26 protein-coding genes are annotated in these 24,733 nt (G+C 43.1%); 24 read left to right on the top strand and 2 right to left on the bottom strand.

The annotated features are described in order from the left end of the window. Positions 1-3 precede the first annotated feature (3 nt). Genes gtfA through asp5 form a run of 4 tightly spaced genes read left to right on the top strand, consistent with a single transcriptional unit; the run spans position 4 to position 3,255 of the window. The gene (gtfA, locus tag FJR77_RS05275; protein ID WP_140860067.1) at positions 4-1,515 is read left to right on the top strand and encodes an accessory Sec system glycosyltransferase GtfA; all 1,512 of its coding nucleotides are present in this window, start codon (positions 4-6) and stop codon (positions 1,513-1,515) included. Beyond that, positions 1,508-2,845 carry an accessory Sec system glycosylation chaperone GtfB gene (gtfB, locus tag FJR77_RS05270; protein ID WP_140833563.1) on the top strand — a complete coding sequence of 446 codons (1,338 nt, stop codon included), beginning with the start codon at positions 1,508-1,510 and terminating at the stop codon, positions 2,843-2,845. The genes gtfA and gtfB overlap by 8 nt, the downstream gene beginning before the upstream one ends. A 1-nt stretch (position 2,846) precedes the next feature. Then, the gene (gene asp4 / locus FJR77_RS05265) at positions 2,847-3,026 is read left to right on the top strand and encodes an accessory Sec system protein Asp4 (protein ID WP_001278707.1); all 180 of its coding nucleotides are present in this window, start codon (positions 2,847-2,849) and stop codon (positions 3,024-3,026) included. Positions 3,027-3,030: 4 nt separating this feature from the next. Next, positions 3,031-3,255: an accessory Sec system protein Asp5 gene (asp5, locus tag FJR77_RS05260; protein WP_000565445.1), complete on the top strand. Its 225-nt coding sequence runs from the start codon at positions 3,031-3,033 to the stop codon at positions 3,253-3,255. 210 nt (positions 3,256-3,465) lie between these two features. On the opposite strand, the gene FJR77_RS05250 is transcribed toward asp5, so the two are convergent. Continuing rightward, positions 3,466-4,419 (bottom strand): aromatic acid exporter family protein, encoded by a 954-nt coding sequence (locus tag FJR77_RS05250; RefSeq protein ID WP_140833561.1) that lies wholly within the window; start codon positions 4,417-4,419, stop codon positions 3,466-3,468. 67 nt (positions 4,420-4,486) lie between these two features. Further along, positions 4,487-5,692, bottom strand: coding sequence for a serine/threonine transporter SstT (gene sstT, locus FJR77_RS05245; RefSeq protein ID WP_140860065.1), 1,206 nt, complete (start codon positions 5,690-5,692; stop codon positions 4,487-4,489). Positions 5,693-5,843: 151 nt separating this feature from the next. On the opposite strand from sstT, the gene FJR77_RS05240 reads away from it, so the two are divergent. From FJR77_RS05240 to FJR77_RS05145, 20 genes are all read left to right on the top strand, one after another. Further along, positions 5,844-6,404 carry a mechanosensitive ion channel family protein gene (locus FJR77_RS05240; protein WP_033689236.1) on the top strand — a complete coding sequence of 187 codons (561 nt, stop codon included), beginning with the start codon at positions 5,844-5,846 and terminating at the stop codon, positions 6,402-6,404. A 57-nt stretch (positions 6,405-6,461) separates the two neighbouring features. Further along, complete coding sequence (locus FJR77_RS05235) at positions 6,462-7,367, top strand: magnesium transporter CorA family protein (RefSeq protein WP_000478239.1); 906 nt, start codon at positions 6,462-6,464, stop codon at positions 7,365-7,367. A gap of 16 nt (positions 7,368-7,383) precedes the next feature. Next, the gene (locus tag FJR77_RS05230) at positions 7,384-7,911 is read left to right on the top strand and encodes a YqeG family HAD IIIA-type phosphatase (protein ID WP_140833557.1); all 528 of its coding nucleotides are present in this window, start codon (positions 7,384-7,386) and stop codon (positions 7,909-7,911) included. A 2-nt stretch (positions 7,912-7,913) separates the two neighbouring features. Continuing rightward, positions 7,914-9,020, top strand: coding sequence for a ribosome biogenesis GTPase YqeH (gene yqeH / locus FJR77_RS05225; protein ID WP_140833555.1), 1,107 nt, complete (start codon positions 7,914-7,916; stop codon positions 9,018-9,020). Positions 9,021-9,232: 212 nt separating this feature from the next. Next, positions 9,233-9,544, top strand: a complete 312-nt coding sequence (yhbY, locus tag FJR77_RS05220) for a ribosome assembly RNA-binding protein YhbY (RefSeq protein WP_140833554.1) — start codon at positions 9,233-9,235, stop codon at positions 9,542-9,544. Positions 9,545-9,595: 51 nt separating this feature from the next. Continuing rightward, positions 9,596-10,225, top strand: a complete 630-nt coding sequence (locus FJR77_RS05215; RefSeq protein ID WP_140833552.1) for a nicotinate-nucleotide adenylyltransferase — start codon at positions 9,596-9,598, stop codon at positions 10,223-10,225. Beyond that, positions 10,225-10,818 carry a bis(5'-nucleosyl)-tetraphosphatase (symmetrical) YqeK gene (gene yqeK / locus FJR77_RS05210; RefSeq protein ID WP_140833551.1) on the top strand — a complete coding sequence of 198 codons (594 nt, stop codon included), beginning with the start codon at positions 10,225-10,227 and terminating at the stop codon, positions 10,816-10,818. The genes FJR77_RS05215 and yqeK overlap by 1 nt, the downstream gene beginning before the upstream one ends. Continuing rightward, positions 10,819-11,172: a ribosome silencing factor gene (gene rsfS / locus FJR77_RS05205; protein WP_119920127.1), complete on the top strand. Its 354-nt coding sequence runs from the start codon at positions 10,819-10,821 to the stop codon at positions 11,170-11,172. 110 nt (positions 11,173-11,282) lie between these two features. Continuing rightward, positions 11,283-12,023, top strand: a complete 741-nt coding sequence (locus tag FJR77_RS05200; protein WP_308851418.1) for a class I SAM-dependent DNA methyltransferase — start codon at positions 11,283-11,285, stop codon at positions 12,021-12,023. A 9-nt stretch (positions 12,024-12,032) separates the two neighbouring features. Continuing rightward, positions 12,033-13,130: a nucleotidyltransferase gene (locus tag FJR77_RS05195; protein WP_140833550.1), complete on the top strand. Its 1,098-nt coding sequence runs from the start codon at positions 12,033-12,035 to the stop codon at positions 13,128-13,130. A 163-nt stretch (positions 13,131-13,293) separates the two neighbouring features. Continuing rightward, entirely contained in the window at positions 13,294-14,907 is a 1,614-nt protein-coding gene (locus tag FJR77_RS05190) for a ribonuclease Y (protein WP_033678004.1), read from the top strand. Positions 14,908-15,045: 138 nt separating this feature from the next. Next, positions 15,046-15,672 carry a guanylate kinase gene (gene gmk, locus FJR77_RS05185; protein ID WP_000775041.1) on the top strand — a complete coding sequence of 209 codons (627 nt, stop codon included), beginning with the start codon at positions 15,046-15,048 and terminating at the stop codon, positions 15,670-15,672. 24 nt (positions 15,673-15,696) lie between these two features. Continuing rightward, a complete protein-coding gene (gene rpoZ / locus FJR77_RS05180; protein ID WP_000979235.1) occupies positions 15,697-16,011 on the top strand; it encodes a DNA-directed RNA polymerase subunit omega in 315 nt (104 codons plus the stop codon). A gap of 65 nt (positions 16,012-16,076) precedes the next feature. Next, the gene (locus tag FJR77_RS05175) at positions 16,077-18,473 is read left to right on the top strand and encodes a primosomal protein N' (protein WP_140833548.1); all 2,397 of its coding nucleotides are present in this window, start codon (positions 16,077-16,079) and stop codon (positions 18,471-18,473) included. Positions 18,474-18,485: 12 nt separating this feature from the next. Next, complete coding sequence (gene fmt / locus FJR77_RS05170; protein ID WP_140833547.1) at positions 18,486-19,421, top strand: methionyl-tRNA formyltransferase; 936 nt, start codon at positions 18,486-18,488, stop codon at positions 19,419-19,421. Further along, positions 19,414-20,727 carry a 16S rRNA (cytosine(967)-C(5))-methyltransferase RsmB gene (gene rsmB / locus FJR77_RS05165; RefSeq protein ID WP_181146602.1) on the top strand — a complete coding sequence of 438 codons (1,314 nt, stop codon included), beginning with the start codon at positions 19,414-19,416 and terminating at the stop codon, positions 20,725-20,727. Before fmt ends, rsmB begins: the two co-directional genes overlap by 8 nt. A gap of 14 nt (positions 20,728-20,741) precedes the next feature. After that, on the top strand, positions 20,742-21,482 hold the full coding sequence (locus FJR77_RS05160; protein ID WP_033680614.1) for a Stp1/IreP family PP2C-type Ser/Thr phosphatase: 741 nt from the start codon (positions 20,742-20,744) through the stop codon (positions 21,480-21,482). Further along, the gene (gene pknB, locus FJR77_RS05155) at positions 21,479-23,380 is read left to right on the top strand and encodes a Stk1 family PASTA domain-containing Ser/Thr kinase (RefSeq protein ID WP_140833543.1); all 1,902 of its coding nucleotides are present in this window, start codon (positions 21,479-21,481) and stop codon (positions 23,378-23,380) included. The genes FJR77_RS05160 and pknB overlap by 4 nt, the downstream gene beginning before the upstream one ends. Positions 23,381-23,468: 88 nt before the next feature. Further along, a complete protein-coding gene (locus FJR77_RS05150; protein WP_020903004.1) occupies positions 23,469-24,227 on the top strand; it encodes a threonine/serine exporter family protein in 759 nt (252 codons plus the stop codon). 1 nt (position 24,228) lies between these two features. After that, positions 24,229-24,678: a threonine/serine exporter family protein gene (locus FJR77_RS05145; RefSeq protein ID WP_025171133.1), complete on the top strand. Its 450-nt coding sequence runs from the start codon at positions 24,229-24,231 to the stop codon at positions 24,676-24,678. Positions 24,679-24,733: the final 55 nt, after the last annotated feature.

Below are 24,733 nucleotides of genomic sequence, written 5' to 3'. Positions count from 1 at the left end.
AATATGACAATTTACAATATAAATTTAGGAATTGGCTGGGCTAGTAGCGGTGTTGAATACGCCCAAGCCTATCGTGCTGGTGTTTTTCGGAAATTAAATCTGTCCTCTAAGTTTATCTTTACAGATATGATTTTAGCCGATAATATTCAGCACTTAACAGCCAATATTGGTTTTGATGATGATCAAGTGATCTGGCTTTATAATCACTTTACAGATATCAAGATTGCACCAACTAGTGTAACAGTGGCTGATGTCTTGGCTACTGTTGACGGTGTTGAAAGTCGTAGAGAAAAGAATGGCAAGGTTTTGCGTGTCTTCTTTTCTGACCAAGATAAGTTTGTCACCTGTTATTTGGTTGATGAGAACAAGGACTTGGTCCAACATGTGGAGTATGTATTTAAGGGGAACTTGATTCGGAAGGATTACTTTTCTTATACGCGTTATTGTAGCGAGTATTTTGCTCCCAAGGACAATGTTGCAGTCCTATACCAACGAACTTTTTACAATGAAGACGGGACTACAGCCTATGATATCTTGATGAATCAAGGGAAGGAAGAAGTTTACCGTTTTAAGGATAAGATTTTCTATGGAAAGCAAGCTTTCATGCGTGCTTTTATGAAATCTTTGAATTTGAACAAGTCTGATTTGGTCATTCTCGATAGGGAGACAGGTATTGGACAGGTTGTGTTTGAGGAAGCGCAAGCAGCGCATCTAGCGGTAGTTGTTCATGCTGAGCATTATAGTGAAAATGCTACAAATGAGGATTATATCCTTTGGAACAACTATTATGACTATCAGTTTACAAATGCAGATAAGGTTGATTTCTTTATCGTGTCAACTGATAGACAGAATGAAGTGTTGCAAGAGCAATTTGCCAAGTACACCCAGCATCAACCAAAGATTGTTACCATTCCTGTAGGCAGTATTGACTCTCTGACGGAGTCAAGTCAAGGACGTAAGCCATTTTCATTGATTACAGCTTCACGTCTTGCCAAAGAAAAACACATTGACTGGTTGGTCAAGGCGGTCATTGAAGCTCGTAAGGAAATTCCTGAATTAACCTTCGATATTTATGGTAGCGGTGGAGAGGATTCTCTGCTTCGAGACATTATTGCAACTCATCAGGCTGAGGATTATATCCAACTCAAGGGACATGCGGAACTTTCGCATATTTATAGTCAGTATGAAGTCTACTTGACTGCTTCAACCAGCGAGGGCTTTGGTTTGACCTTGATGGAAGCTATTGGTTCAGGTCTACCCCTAATCGGTTTTGATGTGCCTTATGGGAATCAGACCTTTATAGAAGATGGGCAAAATGGTTATTTGATTCCAAGTTCATCTGACCATGTAGAAGACCAAATCAAGCAAGCTTACGCAGCTAAGATTTGTCAATTGTATCAAGAAAATCGTCTAGAGGGTATGCGTGCCCATTCTTATCAAATTGCAGAAGGTTTCTTAACCAAAGAAATTTTAGAAAAGTGGAAAAAAACAGTAGAGGAGGTGCTCCATGATTGAACTTTATGATCGTTATAGTCAGGAAAGTCGAGATTTACATGAAAGCCTAGTAGCTACTGGTCTTTCTCAACTTGGAGTAGTCATCGATGCAGATGGTTTTCTGCCTGATGGTCTGGTCTCTCCTTTTACTTATTATCTAGGATATGAAAAGGGAAAACCTCTTTATTTTAACCAAGTTCCTGTTCCAGCTTTTTGGGAAATTTCAGGAAATAATCAGTCTGCTCGTATTGAAGATATGACACAGGAGAGGGCTGTCATTCATTATGCTGATGGAATGCAGGCTCGCTTGGTTAAACAGGTAGACTGGAAAGACCTAGAAGGCCGAGTACGCCAGGTTGATCATTATAACCGCTTTGGAGCTTGCTTTGCTACAACGACCTATAGCGCTGATAGTGAGCCGATTATGACGGTTTACCAAGATGTCAATGGTCAGGAAGTCTTGCTGGAAAACCATGTGACGGGTGATATCTTATTGACCTTACCAGGTCAGTCCATGCGTTACTTTGCCAATAAGGTTGAATTTATCACCTTCTTTTTGCAAGATTTGGAAATAGATACCAGTCAGCTTATCTTTAATACTCTAGCGACTCCTTTCTTGGTTTCCTTCCATCATCCAGATAAATCTGGTTCAGATGTTTTGGTTTGGCAGGAACCTCTCTATGATTCTATTCCAGGCAATATGCAGTTGATTTTAGAGAGTGATGATGTGCGTACTAAGAAAATCATCATTCCAAACAAGGCGACTTATGAACGTGCTTTAGAGTTGACTGACGAGAAATACCATGCTCAGTTTGTGCATTTGGGTTACCATTATCAGTTCAAACGAGATAATTTCCTTCGAAGAGATGCCTTAATCTTGACTAATTCAGATCAGATTGAGCAAGTAGAAGCAATCGTAGAAGCCCTGCCTGATGTCACTTTCCGTATCGCAGCGGTGACAGAGATGTCTTCTAAGTTATTAGACATGCTTCGTTATCCTAATGTGGTCCTTTACCAGAACGCTAGTCCACAGAAGATTCAGGAGCTCTATCAATTGTCGGATATTTACTTGGATATAAACCACAGTAATGAGTTGCTACAGGCAGTGCGTCAGGCATTTGAGCACAATCTCTTGATCCTTGGATTTAATCAGACAGTGCACAATAGACTTTATATCGCTCCAGATTATCTATTTGAAAGTAGTGAAGTTTCTGCTTTGGTTGAGACCATTAAACTAGCTCTTTCAGATGTTGATCAAATGCGTCAGGCACTTGGAAAACAAGGTCAACATGCAAATTATGTTGATTTGGTGCGATATCAGGAAATCATGCAAACCGTTTTAGGAGGCTAACATGTCAGATGAAGATTTATTTTACAAAGACGTTGAAGGTCGCATGGAAGAGTTGAAACAAAAACCGATCAAGAAGGAAAAAGAAACTCGAGGGGAAAAGATTAGTAAAACTTTTTCACTCATCTTGGGTTTAATGATTCTGATTGGTTTACTCTTTACTTTGCTGGGAATTTTGAGGTAGGGCTATGATTGACATACTGATTGTTTTAGCTATTGTCCTCTCTCTTGCTTTGATTGTACTGGTAACCATACAACCCCGTCAAAATCAACTATTTTCCATGGATGCCACTAGTAATATTGGTAAACCAAGCTACTGGCAGAGCAACACCTTGGTAAAGGTGCTCACCTTATTAGTGAGTTTGGCCTTATTCGTTTTACTATTAACCTTTATGGTGATAACTTATAAATAAAAGAAAACTTCAGATATTCACCTTTTGTGATTGGTCTGAAGTTTTCTTTTTTATACTCAATGAAACTCAAAGAGCAAACTAGGAAGCTAGCCGCAGGCTGCTCAAAACACAGTTTTGAGGTTGTAGATAAGACTGACGAAGTCAGCTCAAAATACTGTTTTGAGGTTGCAGATGGAAGCTGACGTAGTTTGAAGAGATTTTCGAAGAGTATTACTGTCCATATTTTTGGTAAAAGTCGACTTTTACTTGGATAAAGGTTTTGGCTTCGCGTAGGAGTTGAAGAAGGGTGGCGCGGGTTTCAAATTCTTCTCTTGTTTTGGGGAGACTGCGGTTGCGAAAGACTTCTAGATAGCGTTCAATTTCATCTAGCAAATCAGAAGCAGGATTGGTCTGGCTCAGTTGACCGGCAATTTTTGAAAAGAGTTGGGCCAAAATCAGGCTCTCACTGGCAGCTAGGTGACAGGTGTTGATTTGCTGGGCCATGTTTCGCAGGATGCGACTTTGCCGCTGTCTCATCTCAAAGTAGTGAATATGGTAATCAGTCTGGTGAAAGAGGTGGTCTGAGTGATCCAAATAGACCAGTCTGAGGGCTTTTTCCAAAAGAGTGTCTAATTCTTCCACCAGCTGTGCTCGGTTGCGTCCATCCCCTCTGGATAAATAATATTTGAAGCGTAGGAGAATATTTTTTAACTTTTCTTCCACCAGCGTGTGGTAGTACTGGATTTCCTCTTCTCGTGAAGGCATGTAGAGATTGACCAGTAGGGCAAATCCTGTACCGATAGCAAAGAGAAGGAATTCATTGACTAGAAGGTCTGGAGAGGTTGACTCTTGTACCAAGAGATGGCTCACCAAAACACTACTTGGTGTGATACCAATTTCCCAGCCCATCTTGTAGGCTAGAGGAACGTATAGAGCAAGATAGAGGCCAAGGCTCCAGATATGAAATCCTCTCAAGTGAAAGGCCAAAACCCCAATAGACAGAGCTAGAAGCATAGAAAAAAGTCGATTGCGAGCCAGTTTTAAAGTACTTCTACGCGTATCAGATAGGCTCAATAGAGCGATAATTCCAGCTGAAACTGCTGAAGAAAGATTGAGAAAATAAGCAAGAAGGCAGGCAAGACAGGTAGCTAAGATGAGCTTGGTCGTACGTTGGCTAATAGACATATGGATTTCCTAGTAAGTTAGAATAAAAGCGTAAAAGACAAGACCTGAGCAGGCTTGCCTTTATGAGTTATTTTTTACGGGCTGTTGCGTATTCGGCAACGGCAGTAAAGAGGACGTCTGTAGAAGAGTTGAGGGCTGTTTCACATGAGTCTTGGATGACACCAATCACAAACCCAACCCCAACAACTTGCATGGCAATATCGTTAGAAATACCGAAAAGGCTACAAGCAACTGGGATAAGAAGGAGGGAACCACCGGCAATACCAGAAGCTCCACAGGCTGAGATAGCTGCTACTACACTAAGGACAAAGGCTGTCGCAAAGTCAACAGGGATTCCCAAAGTATTTACTGCAGCAAGGGTCAAAACGTTAATAGTAATCGCTGCTCCTGCCATGTTGATAGTAGATCCAAGTGGGATAGAAACGGAATAGGTATCTGGGTTGAGTCCAAGGTCATGGCAGAGTTTCATGTTGACAGGGATATTAGCCGCAGAACTACGAGTGAAGAAGGCTGTTACACCGCTGACACGCAAACATTTCCAAACGAGGGGATAAGGATTTCTCTTCATAAAGAGAAAGGCAATCAATGGATTGACTACTAGGGCTACAAAGAACATGGTTGTCACCAAGAGGGCAAGCAAGATTCCATAGTTAGCTAGACTTCCGATTCCCTTATCAGAGATAGTTTTAAAGACAAGGCCAAGGATTCCAAATGGAGCTAGGTTAATGGTCCATTCGACAATCTTAGAAGTCACATCAGCCATGGTTTTCAGTAATTCTTTACTGTTTTTACTTGCCTCTCTCATAGCAATCCCGAAAACAACTGCCCAAGATAGGATACCGATGTAGTTAGCAGTAACGAGGGCATTGACTGGATTGTCAACCAGTTTGAGCAAGAGGTTGCTGAGGACCTGTCCAATCCCATCTGGTGGTGCGATTTCTGTATTGGTACTATTCAAGGTAATCTCAACAGGGACAATGAAACTTGCTAGGACAGCAACAAGTGCTGCTGCAAAGGTTCCCACTAAATAAAGGAAGATAACAGTTTTCATATTGCTATCTTGTCCCTTGTGATGTTGGGAAAGGGCATTGGCAACGAGGGCAAAGACTAGAATAGGTGCGATGGCTTTGAGGCCACCAACAAAGAGATCTCCGAGTAGACCAATTCCTGAAACAGTAGGAAATGTCAGTCCAAGGATTCCTCCGACAAGCATGCCAATCAAAATACGTTTGATCAGGCTTGCCTTATTCCAAGCATGAATGAATTTTTTCATAACAATCTCCTTTGTTGTGTAATGTTTATGATTATAGTATAAATATTAGGTAAAATCAAGAATTTTCTGTCTATTTTTGTTATTATTTTTGAAAATTTATGGAGACTGACACTTTATGAAAGTATGGTATAATAAATGAAAGGAGTTTTCTATGCAAGAATTTATTCAAACCTATCTCAATAAGCTTGATATTACAGCGATTATCGAGAATATCTTAACCAAGCTACTTTCTCTTTTATTCTTATTTTTGATCTTTTATATAGCTAAAAAATTGCTCCATACCATGGTGCAGAGAATTGTCAAACCTTCTCTAAAAATGTCTCGTCATGATGTCGGGCGTCAGAAAACTATTTCACGTTTATTAGAGAATGTGTTTAATTATACCCTTTATTTCTTTTTACTTTACTGTATCTTGTCTATTTTAGGTTTGCCAGTTTCTAGTTTGCTGGCAGGTGCTGGGATTGCTGGGGTGGCTATTGGTATGGGAGCCCAAGGTTTTCTGTCTGATGTCATCAATGGCTTTTTCATCCTTTTTGAACGTCAACTAGATGTGGGAGATGAGGTCGTTCTGACAAATGGTCCTATTACTGTATCGGGTAAGGTTGTCAGTGTAGGTATTCGAACAACGCAACTCAGAGGAGAAGATCAGGTTCTGCATTTCGTTCCCAATCGTAATATCACCGTTGTCAGCAATTTCTCTCGGACAGACTAGGCCTGAAATTTTAGCAGATTTATGGTACAATAGAAAGAGTTTGGTAAAGGAGAGAAGATGTTTTTAGAAAAGCAGTTGGGCAATGGTTGTACCTGGATAGACCTTGATGTGGATAAGATTAAAAATATGGAAGATCTTTCTGACATCTATGGATTGGACAAGGAAACCATTGAGTATGCTCTGGATAGAAATGAACGAGCTCATATGGATTATAACCGTGAAACGGAGACGGTAACCTTTATTTATAATGTTCTTGATTTAGAAAAAGACAAAGAATATTATGAAGCGATTCCCATGACCTTTATCGTCGAAAGACAACGAATGATTACCATCAGCAACCATAAGAATGCTTATGTCATTGATCAGATGTCAGCTTATCTGGATAGCCATGAGTCGCTTTCTATTTACAAGTTTCTCTTTGCTGGTTTAGAGATTATCAGTAACGCTTATTATCCTGTCATTGAAGAGATGGATAAAAGTAAGGACGAAATTAGTGCCTTGCTACGTCAAACTACAACAAAGAAAAATCTCTTCGCCCTCTCTGACTTGGAGACTGGTATGGTTTACTTGACAGCAGCAGCAAAACAAAATCGACTCCTCTTGGAACATATCCAGGGCCATGCTCTTTATCGGAGATTTAATGATGTCGAACGAGAGCAGTTTGATGATGCCATGATTGAAGCCCATCAGTTGGTGTCTATGACAGACTTGATTTCTCAAGTCTTGCAACAACTCTCAGCTTCTTACAACAACATCCTAAACAATAACTTGAATGATAGTTTGTCAATTTTGACTATTATCTCCGTCTTACTAGCAGTACTTGCGGTTATTACAGGTTTCTTCGGAATGAATGTTCCTCTACCATTTACAGAAGAGCCAAATGCTTGGATTTATATCTTAATGACTAGCTTGATTTTATGGGTGGCCTTATCTCAATGGCTGAAGAAAATTACTAGAAAATAAAAGAAAAGGAGCCAAAATGGTGATTGAAAACTACATGCCAGACTTTGCTGTGGAAGCAGTCTATGATCTGACAGTCCCAAGCCTGCAGGCGCATGGAATCAAGGCTGTTTTGGTCGATTTGGACAATACCCTCATTGCTTGGAACAACCCTGACGGGACGCCAGAGATGAAGCAATGGCTACATGATCTTCGGGACGCGGGCATTCGCATCATTGTGGTATCAAATAACACTAAAAAACGCGTCCAACGAGCAGTTGAGAAATTTGGGATTGACTACGTTTATTGGGCCTTAAAGCCCTTCACGTTTGGGATTGACCGTGCCATGAAGGAATTCCACTATGAGAAAAACGAAGTGGTCATGGTAGGCGACCAGCTCATGACAGATATACGAGCAGCCCACCGTGCAGGCATCCGCTCAATCTTGGTTAAGCCCTTAGTCCAACATGACTCGATCAAAACGCAGATTAACCGAGCTCGTGAGCGCCGTGTGATGAGAAAAATCACTGAAAAGTACGGACCGATTACATATAAAAAAGGAATTTAACTATGGAAGAAATTCTCTGTATTGGTTGTGGAGCAACCATTCAGACGACAGACAAGGCTGGTCTTGGTTTTACCCCCCAGTCGGCACTCGAAAAAGGCTTGGAGACTGGCGAAGTCTATTGCCAACGCTGTTTCCGTCTCCGCCACTACAATGAAATCACGGATGTCCAGTTGACAGACGATGATTTCCTCAAGCTCTTGCATGAGGTGGGAGACAGTGATGCTTTAGTGGTCAATGTCATTGATATCTTTGATTTTAATGGCTCTGTTATCCCAGGTTTGCCACGTTTTGTATCGGGCAATGATGTCCTTTTGGTGGGAAATAAAAAAGATATCCTGCCTAAGTCAGTTAAACCAGGAAAGATTGGCCAGTGGCTGATGGAACGTGCCCATGAAGAAGGGCTTCGTCCTGTTGATGTCGTCCTAACTTCAGCTCAAAACAAACATGCCATTAAGGAAGTCATTGACAAGATTGAACATTACCGTAAGGGACGCGATGTCTATGTGGTCGGTGTGACCAACGTTGGAAAATCAACTCTAATTAATGCCATTATCCAAGAAATCACAGGTGACCAAAATGTCATCACTACTTCGCGCTTCCCAGGGACAACCTTGGACAAGATTGAGATTCCGCTTGACGACGGATCTTATATTTACGATACGCCAGGAATCATCCACCGTCACCAAATGGCCCACTACTTGACGGCCAAAAATCTCAAGTATGTCAGCCCTAAAAAGGAAATCAAGCCTAAAACCTATCAGCTCAATCCTGAACAAACCCTGTTTTTAGGAGGTCTCGGACGCTTTGACTTTATTGCAGGAGAAAAGCAAGGTTTTACTGCCTTCTTTGACAACGAATTGAAACTCCATCGTACCAAACTTGAAGGCGCTAGTGCCTTTTACGACAAGCATCTCGGAACCCTTTTAACCCCACCAAATAGCAAGGAAAAAGAAGATTTTCCTAAACTGGTTGAGCATGTATTTACCATCAAGGACAAGACAGATCTAGTCATCTCAGGCCTAGGGTGGATCCGTGTAACAGGCACTGCCAAAGTCGCCGTCTGGGCACCAGAAGGCGTCGCCGTCGTCACACGAAAAGCAATTATTTAAAATAAAATCACTGAGCGAACAAAGTGAGCTCATAAAAAGATAGTTATTGCCGTGGTGTCTTGCCAATCGATAGATTGGCAAGGGGCACAATTGAGACCAAGGCTCAATTGTGAGGTCAGGAAATCCATTTTTCAAAGATGAGATCTTTGGAAAATTAGTTCCGACCGTCCCTCACCACCTAAAATAACTATCAAAAAACAAGGAAGAATATTATGTCATTAACATCAAAACAACGTGCCTTCCTTAACAGTCAGGCACACACTCTTAAACCCATCATCCAAATTGGGAAAAATGGACTGAACGACCAAATCAAAACCAGTGTTCGTCAAGCACTTGATGCACGCGAATTGGTCAAGGTTACTCTTTTGCAAAACACAGATGAAAATATCCACGAAGTAGCTGAAATCTTGGAAGAAGAAATCGGTGTGGATACAGTCCAAAAAATCGGACGAATCTTGATTTTGTTTAAACAATCCAGCAAGAAAGAAAATCGCAAGATTTCTAAAAAAGTCAAAGAAATCTAAAAACTATACTCCAAATAACTGTTTTTACAGAGAAATAAAGGAGACTAGCCTATGGCAATCGAATTATTGACCCCTTTTACTAAGGTAGAGTTGGAGCCAGAAATCAAGGAGAAAAAACGCAAACAAGTCGGGATTTTAGGGGGAAATTTTAACCCTGTTCACAATGCCCATCTGATCGTTGCGGACCAAGTGCGGCAACAGTTGGGACTGGACCAGGTCTTGCTCATGCCTGAATACCAACCTCCTCATGTTGATAAAAAGGAAACCATTCCTGAACACCATCGTCTCAAAATGCTTGAATTGGCGATTGATGGGATCGAAGGTCTAGCCATTGAAACCATCGAGTTGGAGCGTAAGGGTATTTCCTACACCTACGACACCATGAAGATTTTGACAGAGAAGAATCCGGATACGGATTATTACTTTATCATCGGTGCCGATATGGTGGACTATCTGCCTAAGTGGTACCGAATTGATGAACTGGTTGACATAGTTCAGTTTGTGGGGGTTCAGCGCCCACGCTACAAGGCTGGAACTTCTTACCCAGTTATCTGGGTGGATGTGCCTCTCATGGATATCTCATCCAGCATGGTGCGTGACTTCATTGCCCAAGGACGGAAACCCAACTTTCTCCTGCCTCAGCCTGTGCTAGACTACATCGAGAAGGAGGGGCTTTACTGATGGCATACCAAAACTATATCAATTGCTCTCGCGAGGCTTTGTTGGAAAAAATGGCAGAGCTTCTACCCGAGAAACGCTTAACCCATTGCTTGGGTGTGGAGCGTGCAGCCATAGAACTGGCTCAGCGCTTTGGAGTCGATGCCGAGAAAGCAGGCTTAGCAGGGCTCCTTCATGACTATGCTAAAAAGCTGTCAGATCAGGAATTTTTAGACTTGATTGATCGTTTTCAGTTAGACCCTGACCTCAAAAACTGGGGTAATAATGTCTGGCATGGTATGGTTGGCATCTACAAGATTCAGGAAGATTTGAATTTGCATGATACAGAAATCCTGAGAGCCATTGAAATCCATACAGTCGGAGCTGGTCAGATGACCGATTTAGATAAGGTTATCTATGTCGCAGACTATATCGAGCACAATCGGGCATTTCCTGGAGTGGATGTGGCACGTGAGATTGCTGAGCTATCGCTCAATAAGGCGGTGGCCTACGAAACAGCTCGTACCGTGGAGTATCTAGCTCATCAGGGATTTCCCATCTATCCCCAAACCCTTGAAACCTATAACGCCTTTGTGCACTATTTGAAAGAGGACTAAATGAACGAAAAAGAATTACTAGAACTAGTCGTGAAAGCGGCTGATGAGAAACGTGCGGAGGATATCCTCGCACTTGATGTACAAGATTTGACTAGTGTGACGGACTACTTTGTGATCACTAGCTCAATGAATAGCCGTCAGTTGGACGCTATCGCTGACAATATCCGTGAAAAGGTAGCTCAAGCAGGCTTTAAAGGCAGTCATGTCGAAGGCGATGCAGCTGGAGGCTGGGTCTTGCTGGACCTCGGTGCTGTGGTGGTACATATCTTTTCAGAAGAAATGCGTGCCCACTATAACCTAGAAAAACTATGGCATGAGGCGAATTCAGTAGATATTTCAGAAGCTCTTGCTTAGAAGATGAACTCAGTTGTAGTCAACTGGGTTTCTTTGCTTATTTTAGAAAAAATTGATAGAAAGGTAAAGAGCGAGTGGTGTTTACCATGGAGGCTCTTGGTATCATGATTATGGCAACTTATGAAACCTTTGCGGCGGTCTATGATGCAGTCATGGACGATAGTTTATACGACAAATGGACGGATTTTTCTCTGCGTCACTTGCCTAAGACCAAGGAGAGAAAGAAACTCTTGGAATTGGCTTGTGGGACAGGAATTCAATCGGTGCGCTTTTCTCAGGCTGGTTTTGATGTGACTGGACTTGACTTGAGTGGGGATATGTTGAAGATTGCTGGGAAGAGAGCTGCTTCAGCCAAGCAAAAGATTGATTTTATGGAAGGCAATATGCTGGATTTGTCCAAGTCAGGTAAATATGACTTTGTTACTTGTTATTCGGACTCAATCTGTTACATGCAGGATGAGGTGGAAGTAGGGGATGTTTTTAAGGAAGTGTATAATGCCCTTAATGAAGATGGAGTTTTCATCTTTGATGTGCATTCGACCTACCAGACAGATGAAGTTTTTCCAGGCTATTCCTACCATGAAAATGCGGAAGATTTTGCCATGCTTTGGGATACCTATGAGGATGCGGCGCCTCACTCCATCGTGCATGAGCTGACTTTCTTTGTCAAGGAAGCGGACGGCTCCTTTAGTCGTCACGATGAGGTGCATGAGGAGCGGACCTATGAAGTCTTGACCTATGATATTTTGCTGGAACAGGCTGGATTTAAGTCTTTCAAACTCTATGCAGACTTTGAGGACAAGGAGCCGACAGAGACAAGTACCCGTTGGTTTTTTGTCGCGCAGAAGTAGGAGATCACTATGACCATCACAGGTATTATCGCGGAGTTTAATCCTTTTCATAATGGGCATAAATACCTGCTGGATCAGGCTGAGGGACTGAAAATCGTTGCCATGTCTGGTAATTTTATGCAGCGAGGAGAGCCTGCTATCATTGACAAGTGGACACGGGCCCAGATGGCGCTGGAAAATGGAGCGGATCTGGTAGTGGAATTGCCCTTTTTAGTCAGTGTTCAGGCTGCGGATTTCTTCGGTCAAGGAGCTGTGGATATCTTGGCTCGCTTGGGCATTGATACTCTAGCTTTCGGGACAGAGGAAGTTCTGGATTATCAAAAGATATCTGACTTATACACAGAGCAAGGTACTGAGATGGAGAAATTTGTGGAAAATCTGCCTGGTTCACTATCTTATCCCCAGAAAACCCAAGCTATGTGGGAGGAATTTGCAGGTCTTGATTTTTCTGGCAATACACCCAATCATGTTCTAGCTTTGGCCTATGCCAAGGCGGTTGCGGGACGCAACATCAAACTCCAGCCGATTCAGCGTCAGGGCGCTGGTTACCATTCTGTGGATAAGGATGTGGACTTTGCCTCGGCGACAGCTCTGCGCCAGCATCAGTCAGACCAAGATTTCTTAGAACGCTTTATGCCTTCTGTTGCCCTCTTTGAGCAGGCCGGTAAGGTGAGCTGGGAAGACTATTTTTCCTTGCTCCGATATCAAATCTTGTCAAATCCAGACCTAACCACCATCTATCAGGTCAATCAAGAAATGGCTGTGCGCATTAAGGAAGCTATCAAGACGGCTCAGTCTGTTGACGAATTGGTTGAAGTGGTTGCTACCAAACGCTATACCAAGGCGCGTGTCAGACGCCTCTTGGCCTATATTTTGGTGCAAGCTAGAGAAAGTGACTTGCCAGAAGCCATTCATGTCCTTGGATTTACCGAAAAAGGCAGGCAGCATCTTAAATCTCTGAAAGGACAGGTCAATCTAGTCAGTCGAATTGGCAAAGAGCCTTGGGATACTATGACCCAAAAGGCAGACCAGATTTACCAACTTGGAAAGTCAAGTATAGCAGAGCAGAATTTTGGAAGAGTGCCGATTAGAATAGAAACAAACTAAGTCTACTGCGAAGTAGGCTTTTCTAAACAACAAGTTTATTTTGGTGAATGTGTTCCAAATTCCCCAAAACATATTCTATTTTAGGTTTGTGAAAATCACTTTTTTATGGTAGAATGTAAAAGAATGTATGTCATTCGGAATAACAATAAAATGAGGTAAAAACATGGAAATCATGTCGATTGCGATTGCTGTTTTTGCCGTCATCATTGGTTTAGTCATTGGATATGTCAGCATCTCAGCTAAGATGAAATCATCTCAGGAAGCTGCGGAGTTGATGCTTTTAAATGCTGAACAAGAAGCAACTAATTTACGTGGACAAGCTGAGCGTGAAGCGGATTTACTTGTTAATGAAGCTAAACGTGAAAGCAAGTCTCTTAAAAAAGAAGCACTATTGGAGGCCAAAGAAGAAGCCAGAAAATACCGTGAAGAAGTGGATGCTGAATTCAAATCAGAACGTCAAGAACTCAAACAAATCGAAAGTCGTTTGACAGAGAGAGCTACTAGCCTCGACCGTAAGGACGACAATTTGACGAGTAAAGAACAAACACTTGAACAAAAAGAACAAAGTATTTCTGATAGAGCGAAAAACCTTGATGCGCGTGAAGAGCAATTAGAGGAAGTCGAAAGACAAAAAGAAGCAGAACTAGAGCGTATTGGTGCCCTGTCTCAGGCAGAAGCACGAGATATTATCTTGGCACAGACAGAGGAAAACTTGACCAAGGAGATTGCCAGTCGCATTCGTGAAGCTGAGCAAGAGGTCAAGGAACGGTCTGACAAAATGGCCAAGGACATCCTGGTTCAAGCTATGCAACGTATCGCTGGTGAATATGTAGCGGAGTCAACAAACTCAACGGTTCATCTGCCAGACGATACTATGAAGGGACGCATTATTGGTCGTGAAGGTCGTAACATTCGTACTTTTGAAAGTTTGACAGGGGTCGATGTGATTATCGACGATACACCAGAAGTAGTGACCTTGTCAGGATTTGATCCGATTCGTCGTGAAATTGCCCGTATGACTATGGAAATGTTGCTCAAGGATGGTCGTATCCACCCAGCTCGTATCGAAGAGTTGGTTGAGAAAAACCGTCAAGAGATTGACAATAAGATCCGTGAATATGGTGAAGCTGCTGCCTATGAAATTGGTGCGCCAAACCTTCATCCAGACTTGATGAAGATTATGGGACGCTTGCAGTTCCGTACCTCTTATGGACAAAATGTCTTGCGCCATTCGATTGAAGTTGCTAAGCTGGCTGGTATTATGGCCAGCGAGCTTGGTGAAAATGCGGCTCTGGCCCGTCGTGCTGGATTCCTTCACGATATCGGGAAAGCCATTGACCGCGAGGTTGAAGGTAGCCACGTTGAAATCGGTATGGAATTGGCTCGTAAGTACAAGGAACACCCAGTTGTGGTCAATACGATTGCTAGTCACCACGGAGATGTTGAAGCTGAAAGCGTGATTGCAGTGATCGTCGCTGCGGCAGATGCCTTGAGTGCAGCCCGTCCAGGTGCTCGTAGTGAGTCTCTTGAGAGCTATATCAAGCGTCTCCATGATTTGGAAGAAATTGCGAACGGCTTTGAAGGAGTACAAACTAGCTTTGCCCTTCAAGCAGGACGTGAAATCCGCATCATGGTCAATCCAGGACAAATCAAGGACGACAAAGTCACAATCTTGGCTCACAAAGTTCGTGAGAAAATTGAAAATAATCTCGATTACCCAGGAAATATCAAGGTAACCGTGATTCGCGAGCTTCGTGCAGTAGATTATGCTAAATAAATAAGAAAGAGCAGTTGAAAAATTACTGCTTTTTTGTTACACTAGATAGAAAGACTGTAGAAGGATAGTTTGTGTAAAATGCTACTATCTGAAGGAAAATTTTATTTTATTTTCACAGACTGACTAAAAGGAGACACAATGGCAGACCGAGGCTTACTAATCGTTTTTTCTGGTCCTTCAGGGGTTGGAAAAGGAACGGTTAGAAGAGAGATTTTTGAGAGTTCTGAAAACCAATTTCAATACTCTGTATCGATGACGACACGCGCACAACGTCCTGGAGAAGTGGACGGTGTTGATTATTTCTTCCGTACTCGTGAAGAGTTTGAGGAACTGATTCGTCAAGGACAGATGTTGGAATACGCAGAATATGTCGGCAACTACTATGGAACTCCTCTGACCTACGTCAATGAAACCTTGGACAAGGGAATCGATGTTTTCCTTGAAATTGAAGTTCAGGGCGCTCTTCAGGTCAAGAAAAAGGTTCCGGATGCTGTCTTTATCTTCCTGACACCACCAGATTTGGATGAATTGCAAGATCGTTTGGTAGGTCGTGGAACAGATAGTGCAGAAGTGATTGCCCAACGAATCGAAAAGGCCAAGGAAGAAATTGCCCTTATGCGTGAGTATGATTATGCGATTGTCAACGATCAGGTGCCCCTAGCTGCTGAGCGTGTCAAACGTGTTATTGAAGCAGAACACTTCCGTGTGGATCGTGTCATTGGTCACTATCAGGAGATGTTACCAAAATCTCCAACTACCAGATAAAATTTAGAAAATAGGTACAAGCAAATGATGTTAAAACCCTCTATTGATACCTTGCTCGACAAGGTTCCATCAAAATATTCACTCGTAATCTTGGAAGCAAAACGTGCCCACGAATTAGAAGCAGGTGCGCCAGCAACTCAAGGTTTCAAATCTGAAAAATCAACTCTTCGCGCTTTAGAAGAAATCGAATCAGGAAACGTAACAATTCACCCAGATCCAGAAGGAAAACGTGAAGCAGTGCGTCGCCGTATCGAAGAAGAAAAACGCCGCAAAGAAGAAGAAGAAAAGAAAATCAAAGAGCAAATCGCTAAAGAAAAAGAAGATGGTGAAAAAATTTAAGGTTGGGGGGACTCAATCTTATTTTTTCTATTGCAAGAATCTACTGACAAGGAGGAGGTGAGAAGATGGCCATAGCCAAGATTATTGTAGATGTGCCCTTGATGCAGACGGACCAGCCCTATAGTTACAGGATTCCTAAGGAATTTGAGGGAATGCTAGAAGTTGGGATGCGGGTTCATGTGCCCTTTGGTAAGGGCAATCGCTTGATTCAAGGAATTGTTCTTGATTTGGAGTCCCAATCAGATGAAGAAGAGATGGCGCAAGATTTAAAAGATATTGTCGAGGTACTGGATTTTTCTCCTGTACTCACGCAAGAACAACTCTGGCTGGCTGAAGAGCTCCGCAAGTCCGTCTTTTCTTATAAAATCTCTATCCTTAAGGCTATGCTACCGGGATTTCTGAACTCCAGGTATGACAAGATTCTCTATCCTCTCGAAGGTTTGAATCAGGAAGATCGAGAGCGTCTGTTTGGTTCAGAAGATTCACTTGCCTTTTCTTCTCTGGATTTAGGTAAGCAAGCAGAAATGATGCGTTTGACTAGAAAAGGCTTGCTTGGTCTAGAATATCAGGCTGTCGATCAGAAGAAGGTCAAGACTCAGTCTTGGTATGAGGTAGACCTTGCTCAATTAGAAAGTGTAGAGATTTCTACACGCGCCAAGAAAAAGTTGGAATTGAGAGATTACTTGCTGTCTCATCCTGAGAGTGCTTCCTTGGCTAGTTTGTTAGAGTCCTACTCGCGAGAGCAAGTCAACTTCTTTGTAGAACAAGGTGCTGTTACCATAGTCCAAAAGGAAGTTCAACGCTCGGCTGCTTATTTTGAAGGCATTGAGGCAAGTCAGCCTTTGGAGTTGAATCCAGAGCAAAGACAGGCGCGTGATGCGGTTGTGAGTGCTATTGGCAGTCATCAGCCTCCCTTCCTCCTTCAAGGGATTACAGGAAGTGGGAAGACCGAGGTTTACTTACAAATAATCCAAGGAGCCTTGGATAAGGGTAAGACAGCTATTTTGCTGGTTCCTGAGATTTCCTTGACTCCACAGATGACGGAGCGTTTTATAGCTCGATTTGGTGAGAAAGTGGCCATTCTGCACTCAGGCCTGTCCAATGGTGAAAAGTATGATGAATGGCGCAAGGTTGAGCGTGGAGACGCTCAAGTTGTGGTTGGAGCCAGATCAGCCATCTTTGCTCCGCTGAAAAATCTGGGTGTCATGATAATCGATGAGGAGCATGAGGTGACTTATAAGCAGGACAGCAATCCTCGTTACCATGCCAGAGAGGTGGCTATTTTACGGGCTCAGTACAATCAAGCGGCTCTGGTGCTTGGGTCTGCGACACCGAGCTTAGAGAGCCGTGCGAGGGCTGGAAAAGGCGTCTATCAACACTTACGTCTGACCCAACGTGCCAATCCTTTAGCTACCATTCCTGAGGTCCAAGTGATTGACTTTCGGGATTATATCGGACAGAATGAGACCTCAAACTTTACGCCCCCTTTGCTAGAAGCCATTCAAGACCGTCTGGCTAAAAAAGAGCAGGTGGTGCTCATGCTCAATCGCCGTGGTTACTCTAGCTTTGTCATGTGTCGAGAGTGTGGGACTGTGGATACTTGTCCCAACTGTGACATTTCCTTGACCTTGCACATGGATACCAAGACCATGAATTGCCATTATTGTGGCTTTTCGAAGGACATTCCTCAGAACTGTCCTAACTGTAAGAGCCACAGCATTCGTTACTATGGGACAGGGACACAGAAGGCTTATGATGAGCTAGCAGAACTCTTTCCCCAGGCCCGCATTTTGCGGATGGATGTGGATACGACTCGAAAGAAAGGCAGTCACCAAGCCTTGCTTGACCAGTTTGGGCGAGGGGAAGCGGATATTTTACTAGGTACTCAGATGATTGCCAAGGGATTGGATTTTCCAAATGTGACCTTAGTCGGAGTTCTCAATGCGGATACAGCCTTGAATTTGCCTGATTTCCGTTCTTCTGAGAGAACCTTCCAGCTCTTGACTCAGGTGGCAGGCCGGGCAGGCCGTGCTGAAAAAGCTGGTCAGGTCTTGATTCAGTCCTATAATCCGCAGCACTATGCTATTCGATTTGCCAAGGATCAGGATTACGAAGGTTTTTATGCCTATGAAATGGGAATCAGACGACAACTTGGTTATCCACCTTACTATTTTACGATTGGCATTACCCTTTCTCACAAGAAAGAAGAAGAGGTGGTCAAACGCGCTTATGAAGTCATGAACATTTTGCGGTCAGGTTTGTCTGAAACCAGTAACATCCTTGGGCCGACGCCAAAACCGATTGCTCGTACCCACAACCTCTATCATTACCAGATTTTGATTAAATACCGTTTAGAAGATGAGCTGGGGCCAACCCTCAACCAGGTCTTGGCCTTGACTCAAGAACGGGAAAATAGTGAGCTCCGTCTCAGCATTGACCATGAGCCACAGCAATTTTTATAAGAAGGAGAAGATATGACAAAATTAATCTTTATGGGGACCCCCGACTTTTCAGCAACAGTATTAAAAGGACTTTTGACAGATAATCGTTACGAAATTCTAGCCGTTGTGACCCAGCCAGACCGTGCTGTTGGTCGTAAAAAAGTGATCCAAGAAACCCCAGTCAAGCAGGCTGCTAAAGAAGCTGGTCTTCCTATCTACCAACCTGAAAAACTATCTGGAAGTCCAGAGATGGAAGATCTTATGAAGCTAGGAGCAGATGGAATTGTGACTGCTGCATTTGGGCAGTTTCTCCCAAGTAAATTCCTTGATAGCATGGACTTTGCGGTCAACGTTCATGCCTCTCTTCTTCCTAAACACCGTGGTGGTGCGCCTATCCATTATGCCTTGATTCAAGGGGATGAGGAAGCTGGTGTAACCATTATGGAAATGGTTAGGGAAATGGATGCAGGAGACATGATTTCCCGTCGCAGTATCCCTATCACAGATGAGGACAATGTAGGCACCTTGTTTGAAAAATTGGCGCTAGTTGGTCGTGATTTGCTTTTGGATACTTTACCTGCCTATATTGCTGGGGAAATTCAATCTGAACCGCAGGAACCAAGCCAAGTTACCTTCTCTCCAAATATCAAACCAGAGGAAGAAAAATTGGACTGGAATAAAAGCAATCGTCAACTTTTCAACCAAATCCGTGGGATGAACCCCTGGCCTGTTGCCCATACTTTTCTTAAGGGTGACCGCTTTAAGATTTATGAAGCCCTACCAGTAGAAGGTCAGGGAAATCCAGGTGAAATTCTCTCTATCGGCAAGAAAGAATTGATTGTCGCAACGGCAGAAGGAGCTTTGTCTCTCAAGCAAGTGCAGCCAGCAGGTAAGCCTAAGATGGACATTGCTTCCTTCCTCAACGGAGTTGGCCGTACATTAACTGTAGGAGAACGATTTGGTGACTAAAGTAGAAACGGCTAGAAGTTTAGCCCTAGCGGTATTAGAGGATGTTTTTATCAATCAAGCATACTCAAATATCGCCTTAAATAAGCATCTCAAAGGAAGTCAACTTTCAGCAGCAGACAAGGGCTTGGTGACCGAGCTGGTCTATGGAACGGTAGCCCGTAAACTGACTCTGGAATGGTACCTATCCCACTTTATTGAGGACAGAGACCAGTTAGACAGTTGGCTTTATGTCCTGCTCCTCATGAGTGCCTACCAACTTCGCTATTTGGATAAGATTCCAGACCATGCTGTGGTCAATGAAGCAGTGGAATTGGCCAAAGTCCGTAAAAAAGGCAGTGAAAAATTAGTCAACGCTGTCCTTCGTCGTATTCTGCGTGAAGGCTGGCCAGATATTGCCAGCATCAAGCGAAAAAACAAGCGTGATTCCCTTGCCTATTCTCTCCCAGTTTGGCTAGTTGCCAAAATCAAGGAAGAATACGGAGAGGAGCGAGCGAAGGCTATTTTTGAAAGTCTCTTGGTGCGTAACAAGGCCAGCATTCGTGTAACAGATCTAGGACGAAAAGAGGAAATCCAAGCCTTGTTGGAGGCCAGTGATTCATCCTTGTCTCCTTCTGGTCTGGTTAAGGAGCAGGGGCACTTTGCAGGCCATGATTTGTTTGAAGAAGGGGCTATAACCATCCAAGACGAGTCTAGTCAACTGGTTGCGCCAACTTTGAATTTGCAGGGAGATGAGCGAGTGCTTGATGCTTGTGCGGCTCCGGGTGGGAAAACAGCCCATATAGCCTCTTATCTTACGACAGGTCAGGTTACGGCTTTGGACCTTTACGATCACAAGTTGGACTTGATTCAAGAAAATGCTCAACGTCTGGGAGTTGCAGATCGGGTTCAAAGGCAAAAATTGGATGCCAGAAAGGTACATGAGTTTTTTGGTCAGGATTCATTTGATAAGATTTTGGTGGATGCTCCCTGTTCAGGAATCGGTCTTTTGCGCCGAAAACCAGACATCAAATACAATAAAGAAACGGCAGATTTCGCGTCCTTGCAGGAAATTCAGCTAGAAATATTAGGTAGTGTTTGTCAAACACTAGGCAAAGGTGGTATAATAACTTATAGTACCTGTACTATTGTCTCAGAGGAGAATTTTCAAGTCGTTGAGGCGTTTTTAGAAAGTCATCCTGAGTTCGAGCAGGTAAAGCTAGAACATGAATGTAAGGATATCATGAAAGATGGCTGTATCCTCATCACACCTGAATTGTATGGAAGTGATGGATTCTTCATCAGTCAATTTCGTAAGATATCGGATTAGGAAGGAACTGACACATGGAAATTTCATTATTAACAGATGTTGGTCAGAAACGAACAAATAACCAAGACTATGTCAACCACTATGTCAATAGAGCTGGACGTACTATGATTATTTTAGCTGATGGGATGGGAGGTCATCGCGCAGGGAATATCGCTAGTGAAATGGCGGTAACAGACCTAGGTATAGCTTGGGTTGACACCCAGATCGATACAGTCAATGAAGTGCGTGAATGGTTCGCCAATTACCTAGAAATTGAAAATCAAAAGATTCATCAACTTGGACAAGATGATGCCTATAAAGGAATGGGAACAACTTTAGAAGCTGTTGCTATTATTGGTAATCAGGCTATCTATGCCCACATTGGAGATTCTCGTATCGGTTTGATTCGTGGAGAAGAATACCACCAGTTAACGAGCGACCATTCCTTGGTCAATGAATTACTCAAGGCAGGTCAATTGACGCCAGAAGAAGCAGCCAGTCATCCACAGAAAAATATTATTACCCAGTCAATCGGTCAAAAAGATGAAATTCAGCCTGATTTTGGAATGATTACCCTTGAGCCAGGTGACTATCTCTTGCTCAATAGTGATGGTTTGACCAACATGATTTCAGGCAGTGAGATTTGTGATATTGTAACTAGTGATATTCCTTTGGCAGATAAAACAGCGACGCTTGTGCGTTTTGCTAACAATGCAGGAGGTTTAGACAACATTACGGTTGCCCTTGTTTCTATGAACGAGGAGGATGCAAAATGATCCAAATCGGCAAGATTTTTGCCGGGCGGTATCGAATTATCAAACAGATTGGTCGAGGAGGCATGGCAGATGTTTACTTGGCCAAAGATTTGATTCTAGACGGGGAAGAAGTGGCAGTGAAGGTCCTGAGGACCAATTACCAGACAGATCCGATTGCTGTGGCGCGTTTTCAGCGGGAAGCGAGAGCCATGGCGGATTTGGACCATCCTCATATCGTTCGGATTACAGATATTGGTGAGGAAGACGGTCAACAGTATCTTGCAATGGAGTATGTTGCTGGACTAGACCTTAAACGTTATATCAAGGAACACTATCCTCTTTCTAATGAAGAAGCCGTCCGTATCATGGGACAAATCCTCCTAGCCATGCGTTTGGCCCATACCAGAGGAATTGTTCACCGGGACTTGAAACCTCAAAATATCCTCTTGACACCAGATGGGACTGCCAAAGTAACAGACTTTGGGATTGCAGTAGCCTTTGCAGAGACAAGTCTGACTCAGACTAACTCAATGCTGGGCTCGGTTCATTACTTGTCACCAGAGCAGGCGCGTGGTTCTAAGGCGACTGTACAGAGTGATATCTATGCCATGGGGATTATTTTCTATGAGATGCTGACAGGCCATATCCCTTATGACGGGGATAGTGCGGTGACCATCGCCCTTCAGCATTTCCAAAAACCACTACCATCAGTTATTGATGAGAATCCATCTGTGCCTCAGGCTTTGGAGAATGTTGTTATTAAGGCAACTGCCAAGAAATTGACAGATCGTTATCAGTCAGTTGCAGAGATGTATGTGGACTTGTCCAGTAGCTTGTCTTACAATCGTCGCAATGAGCCTAAACTGGTATTTAATGATACTACTAAGGCGGACACCAAGACACTACCAAAGGTATCCCAGAGTACATTGACCTCGATTCCTAAGGTGCAAACACAAAGTCCGAAGCCACAGGCTGCGAAACCTAGTCAGCAGGTTTTGGAAGACAATTACGCAACCAAACCTGTTAAGAAACGGAAATTTAGAGTTCGCTATATGATTTTGTTGGCCAGCATTGTATTGGTGGCAGCTTCTCTTATTTGGATACTATCCAGAACTCCTGCAACCATTGCCATTCCAGATGTGGCAGGTCAGACAGTTGCGGAAGCCAAGGAAACCCTCAAGAAAGCCAATTTTGAGATTGGCGAGGAGAAATCAGAGGCTAGTGAAAAGGTAGAAGAAGGGCGGATTATTCGTACAGATCCTGACGCTGGAACTGGTCGAAAAGAAGGAACGAAAATCAATTTGGTTGTCTCATCAGGCAAGCAATCTTTCCAATTGAGCAATTATATAGGCCGTAAATCTACAGATGTTATCGCAGAACTCAAGCAGAATAAGGTTCCTGAAAATCTCATCAAGATTGAGGAAGAAGAATCAAGCGAGAGCGAAGCAGGAACTGTTCTTAGACAGAGTCCAGCTGCCGGAACAACCTATGATTTGAGCAAGGCCTCAACGATTACCTTAACCGTTGCTAAGAAAGTAACTAGAGTTGCCATGCCAAGTTATACAGGATCTAGTCTTGAATTTACTAAAAATAATCTCGTTCAAATTGTCGGTATTAAAGAAGCCAATATTGAAGTTGTAGAAGTGTCGACAGCTCCTGATGGAACTGCTGAAGGTACAGTCGTTGAACAGAGTCCAAAAGCGGGTGAAAAGGTTGATTTGACTAAGACGCGTGTCAAGATTTCAATCTACAAACCAAAAACACCGCCGTCAACGTCATCATCAGCACCAGTCCAACGTGGAAACCAAGGTTCTACTACGACACCAAGTCAGGGGAACCCACAAGGAAATCAACGAGGGAATGCGCCTGCTACTACTCCATCAAGTAGTGAAGGCAACAATGAAAATTCACGTGATTAGACGAATCTTTGTCATGATTTCATGGCAAAGATTTTTTTTGACTCCAGATTTGTGATAGAATAGAAGGAGTTGATAAAAGGAGGAAAGCATGGAAGAATCAAGAGAATTAAATGCGGTCATCGACGTGATTATGTTAGCTGGGACCATTCTCCTTAAAAGTGGTTCAGAAATCCATCGTGTAGAAGATACCATGATTCGGATCGCGCATTCGCAGGGGATTGTGGATTGCAATGTTCTTGCCATGCCTGCTGCCATCTTTTTCTCGATTGAAAATACCAATATTTCGCGCATGAAGCGCGTGACCTCCTCTTCTTATAACATCGAAAAAGTCTGCGATGTGAACCAGATTTCTCGTCAGCTGGTTGGGGGGCAGATTGATTTAGAAACAGCCTTTAAGCAATTGAAGGCTTTGCAAGCCCAACCCCTTCCCTATACTAAGTTGCAGGTAACTTTGGCTGCGACCTTTAGTGCCCCTTTCTTTTCAATTATGTTTAGTGGAAATATCTATGACGCACTCGGGGCAGGAGTGGCTACCTTATTTGGTTTTGCCTTTTCCCTCTATGTAGAAAAGTTTATCCGAATTCCCTTTGTAACAGCCTTTGCTGGGGCCTTTGTCTTTGGGATGATAGCCCAGTTTTGGGCTCGCTACACGGGCTTTCCTTCAACAGCAGATTTGATTATAGCTGGTGCCGTCATGCCTTTTGTACCTGGAATTGCCTTGACCAATGCGGTTCGGGATATTATGACCAACCACATAAACTCTGGTATGAGTAAAATGTTTGAATCCCTACTCATTACCCTTGCTTTAGGGGCAGGAACTTCTGTCGCCTTGGTATTGATGAACTAATATGACACTAACTACCTTTTTATTACAAGCAGTAGCAAGTCTTCTTGCTATCATCACTTTTTTAATCGTACTCAATGTTCAGCGGTCTATGCTCTTACCAGGAGGGATTTTGGGCATGGCTGTCTGGCTAATTTATCTCTTGCTTAAGGAACCAACCAATGTTATTGTAGCTACCTTCATTGCTGCCATTATCGGTTCTTGTGTTAGTCAGATTTTAAGTATTCTTTACAAGACCCCTGCTGTGGTCTTTATCTTGGCCATTTTGGCACCCCTGGTTCCGGGATACCTTTCTTATCGGACAACAGCCTTTTTTGTGACAGGTGATTACAGTCACGCCATTGCTAGTGCAACCTTAGTTGTCATGTTGGCTCTGGTAATTTCCATTGGAATGGCTAGCGGAACAGTGATTCTCAGACTGTATTCCTACTTACGAAAACAGCAAAATCGTTAGACTAACAAGAGACTTGATTTGGTGAATCAAGTCTTTTTTCTCTCTTTTACTGCCA

Origin of the sequence: Streptococcus shenyangsis (genome assembly GCF_006385785.1) — a bacterium.
Lineage (GTDB): Bacteria > Bacillota > Bacilli > Lactobacillales > Streptococcaceae > Streptococcus > Streptococcus shenyangsis.
This window is presented reverse-complemented; position numbering and strand designations above follow the sequence as displayed.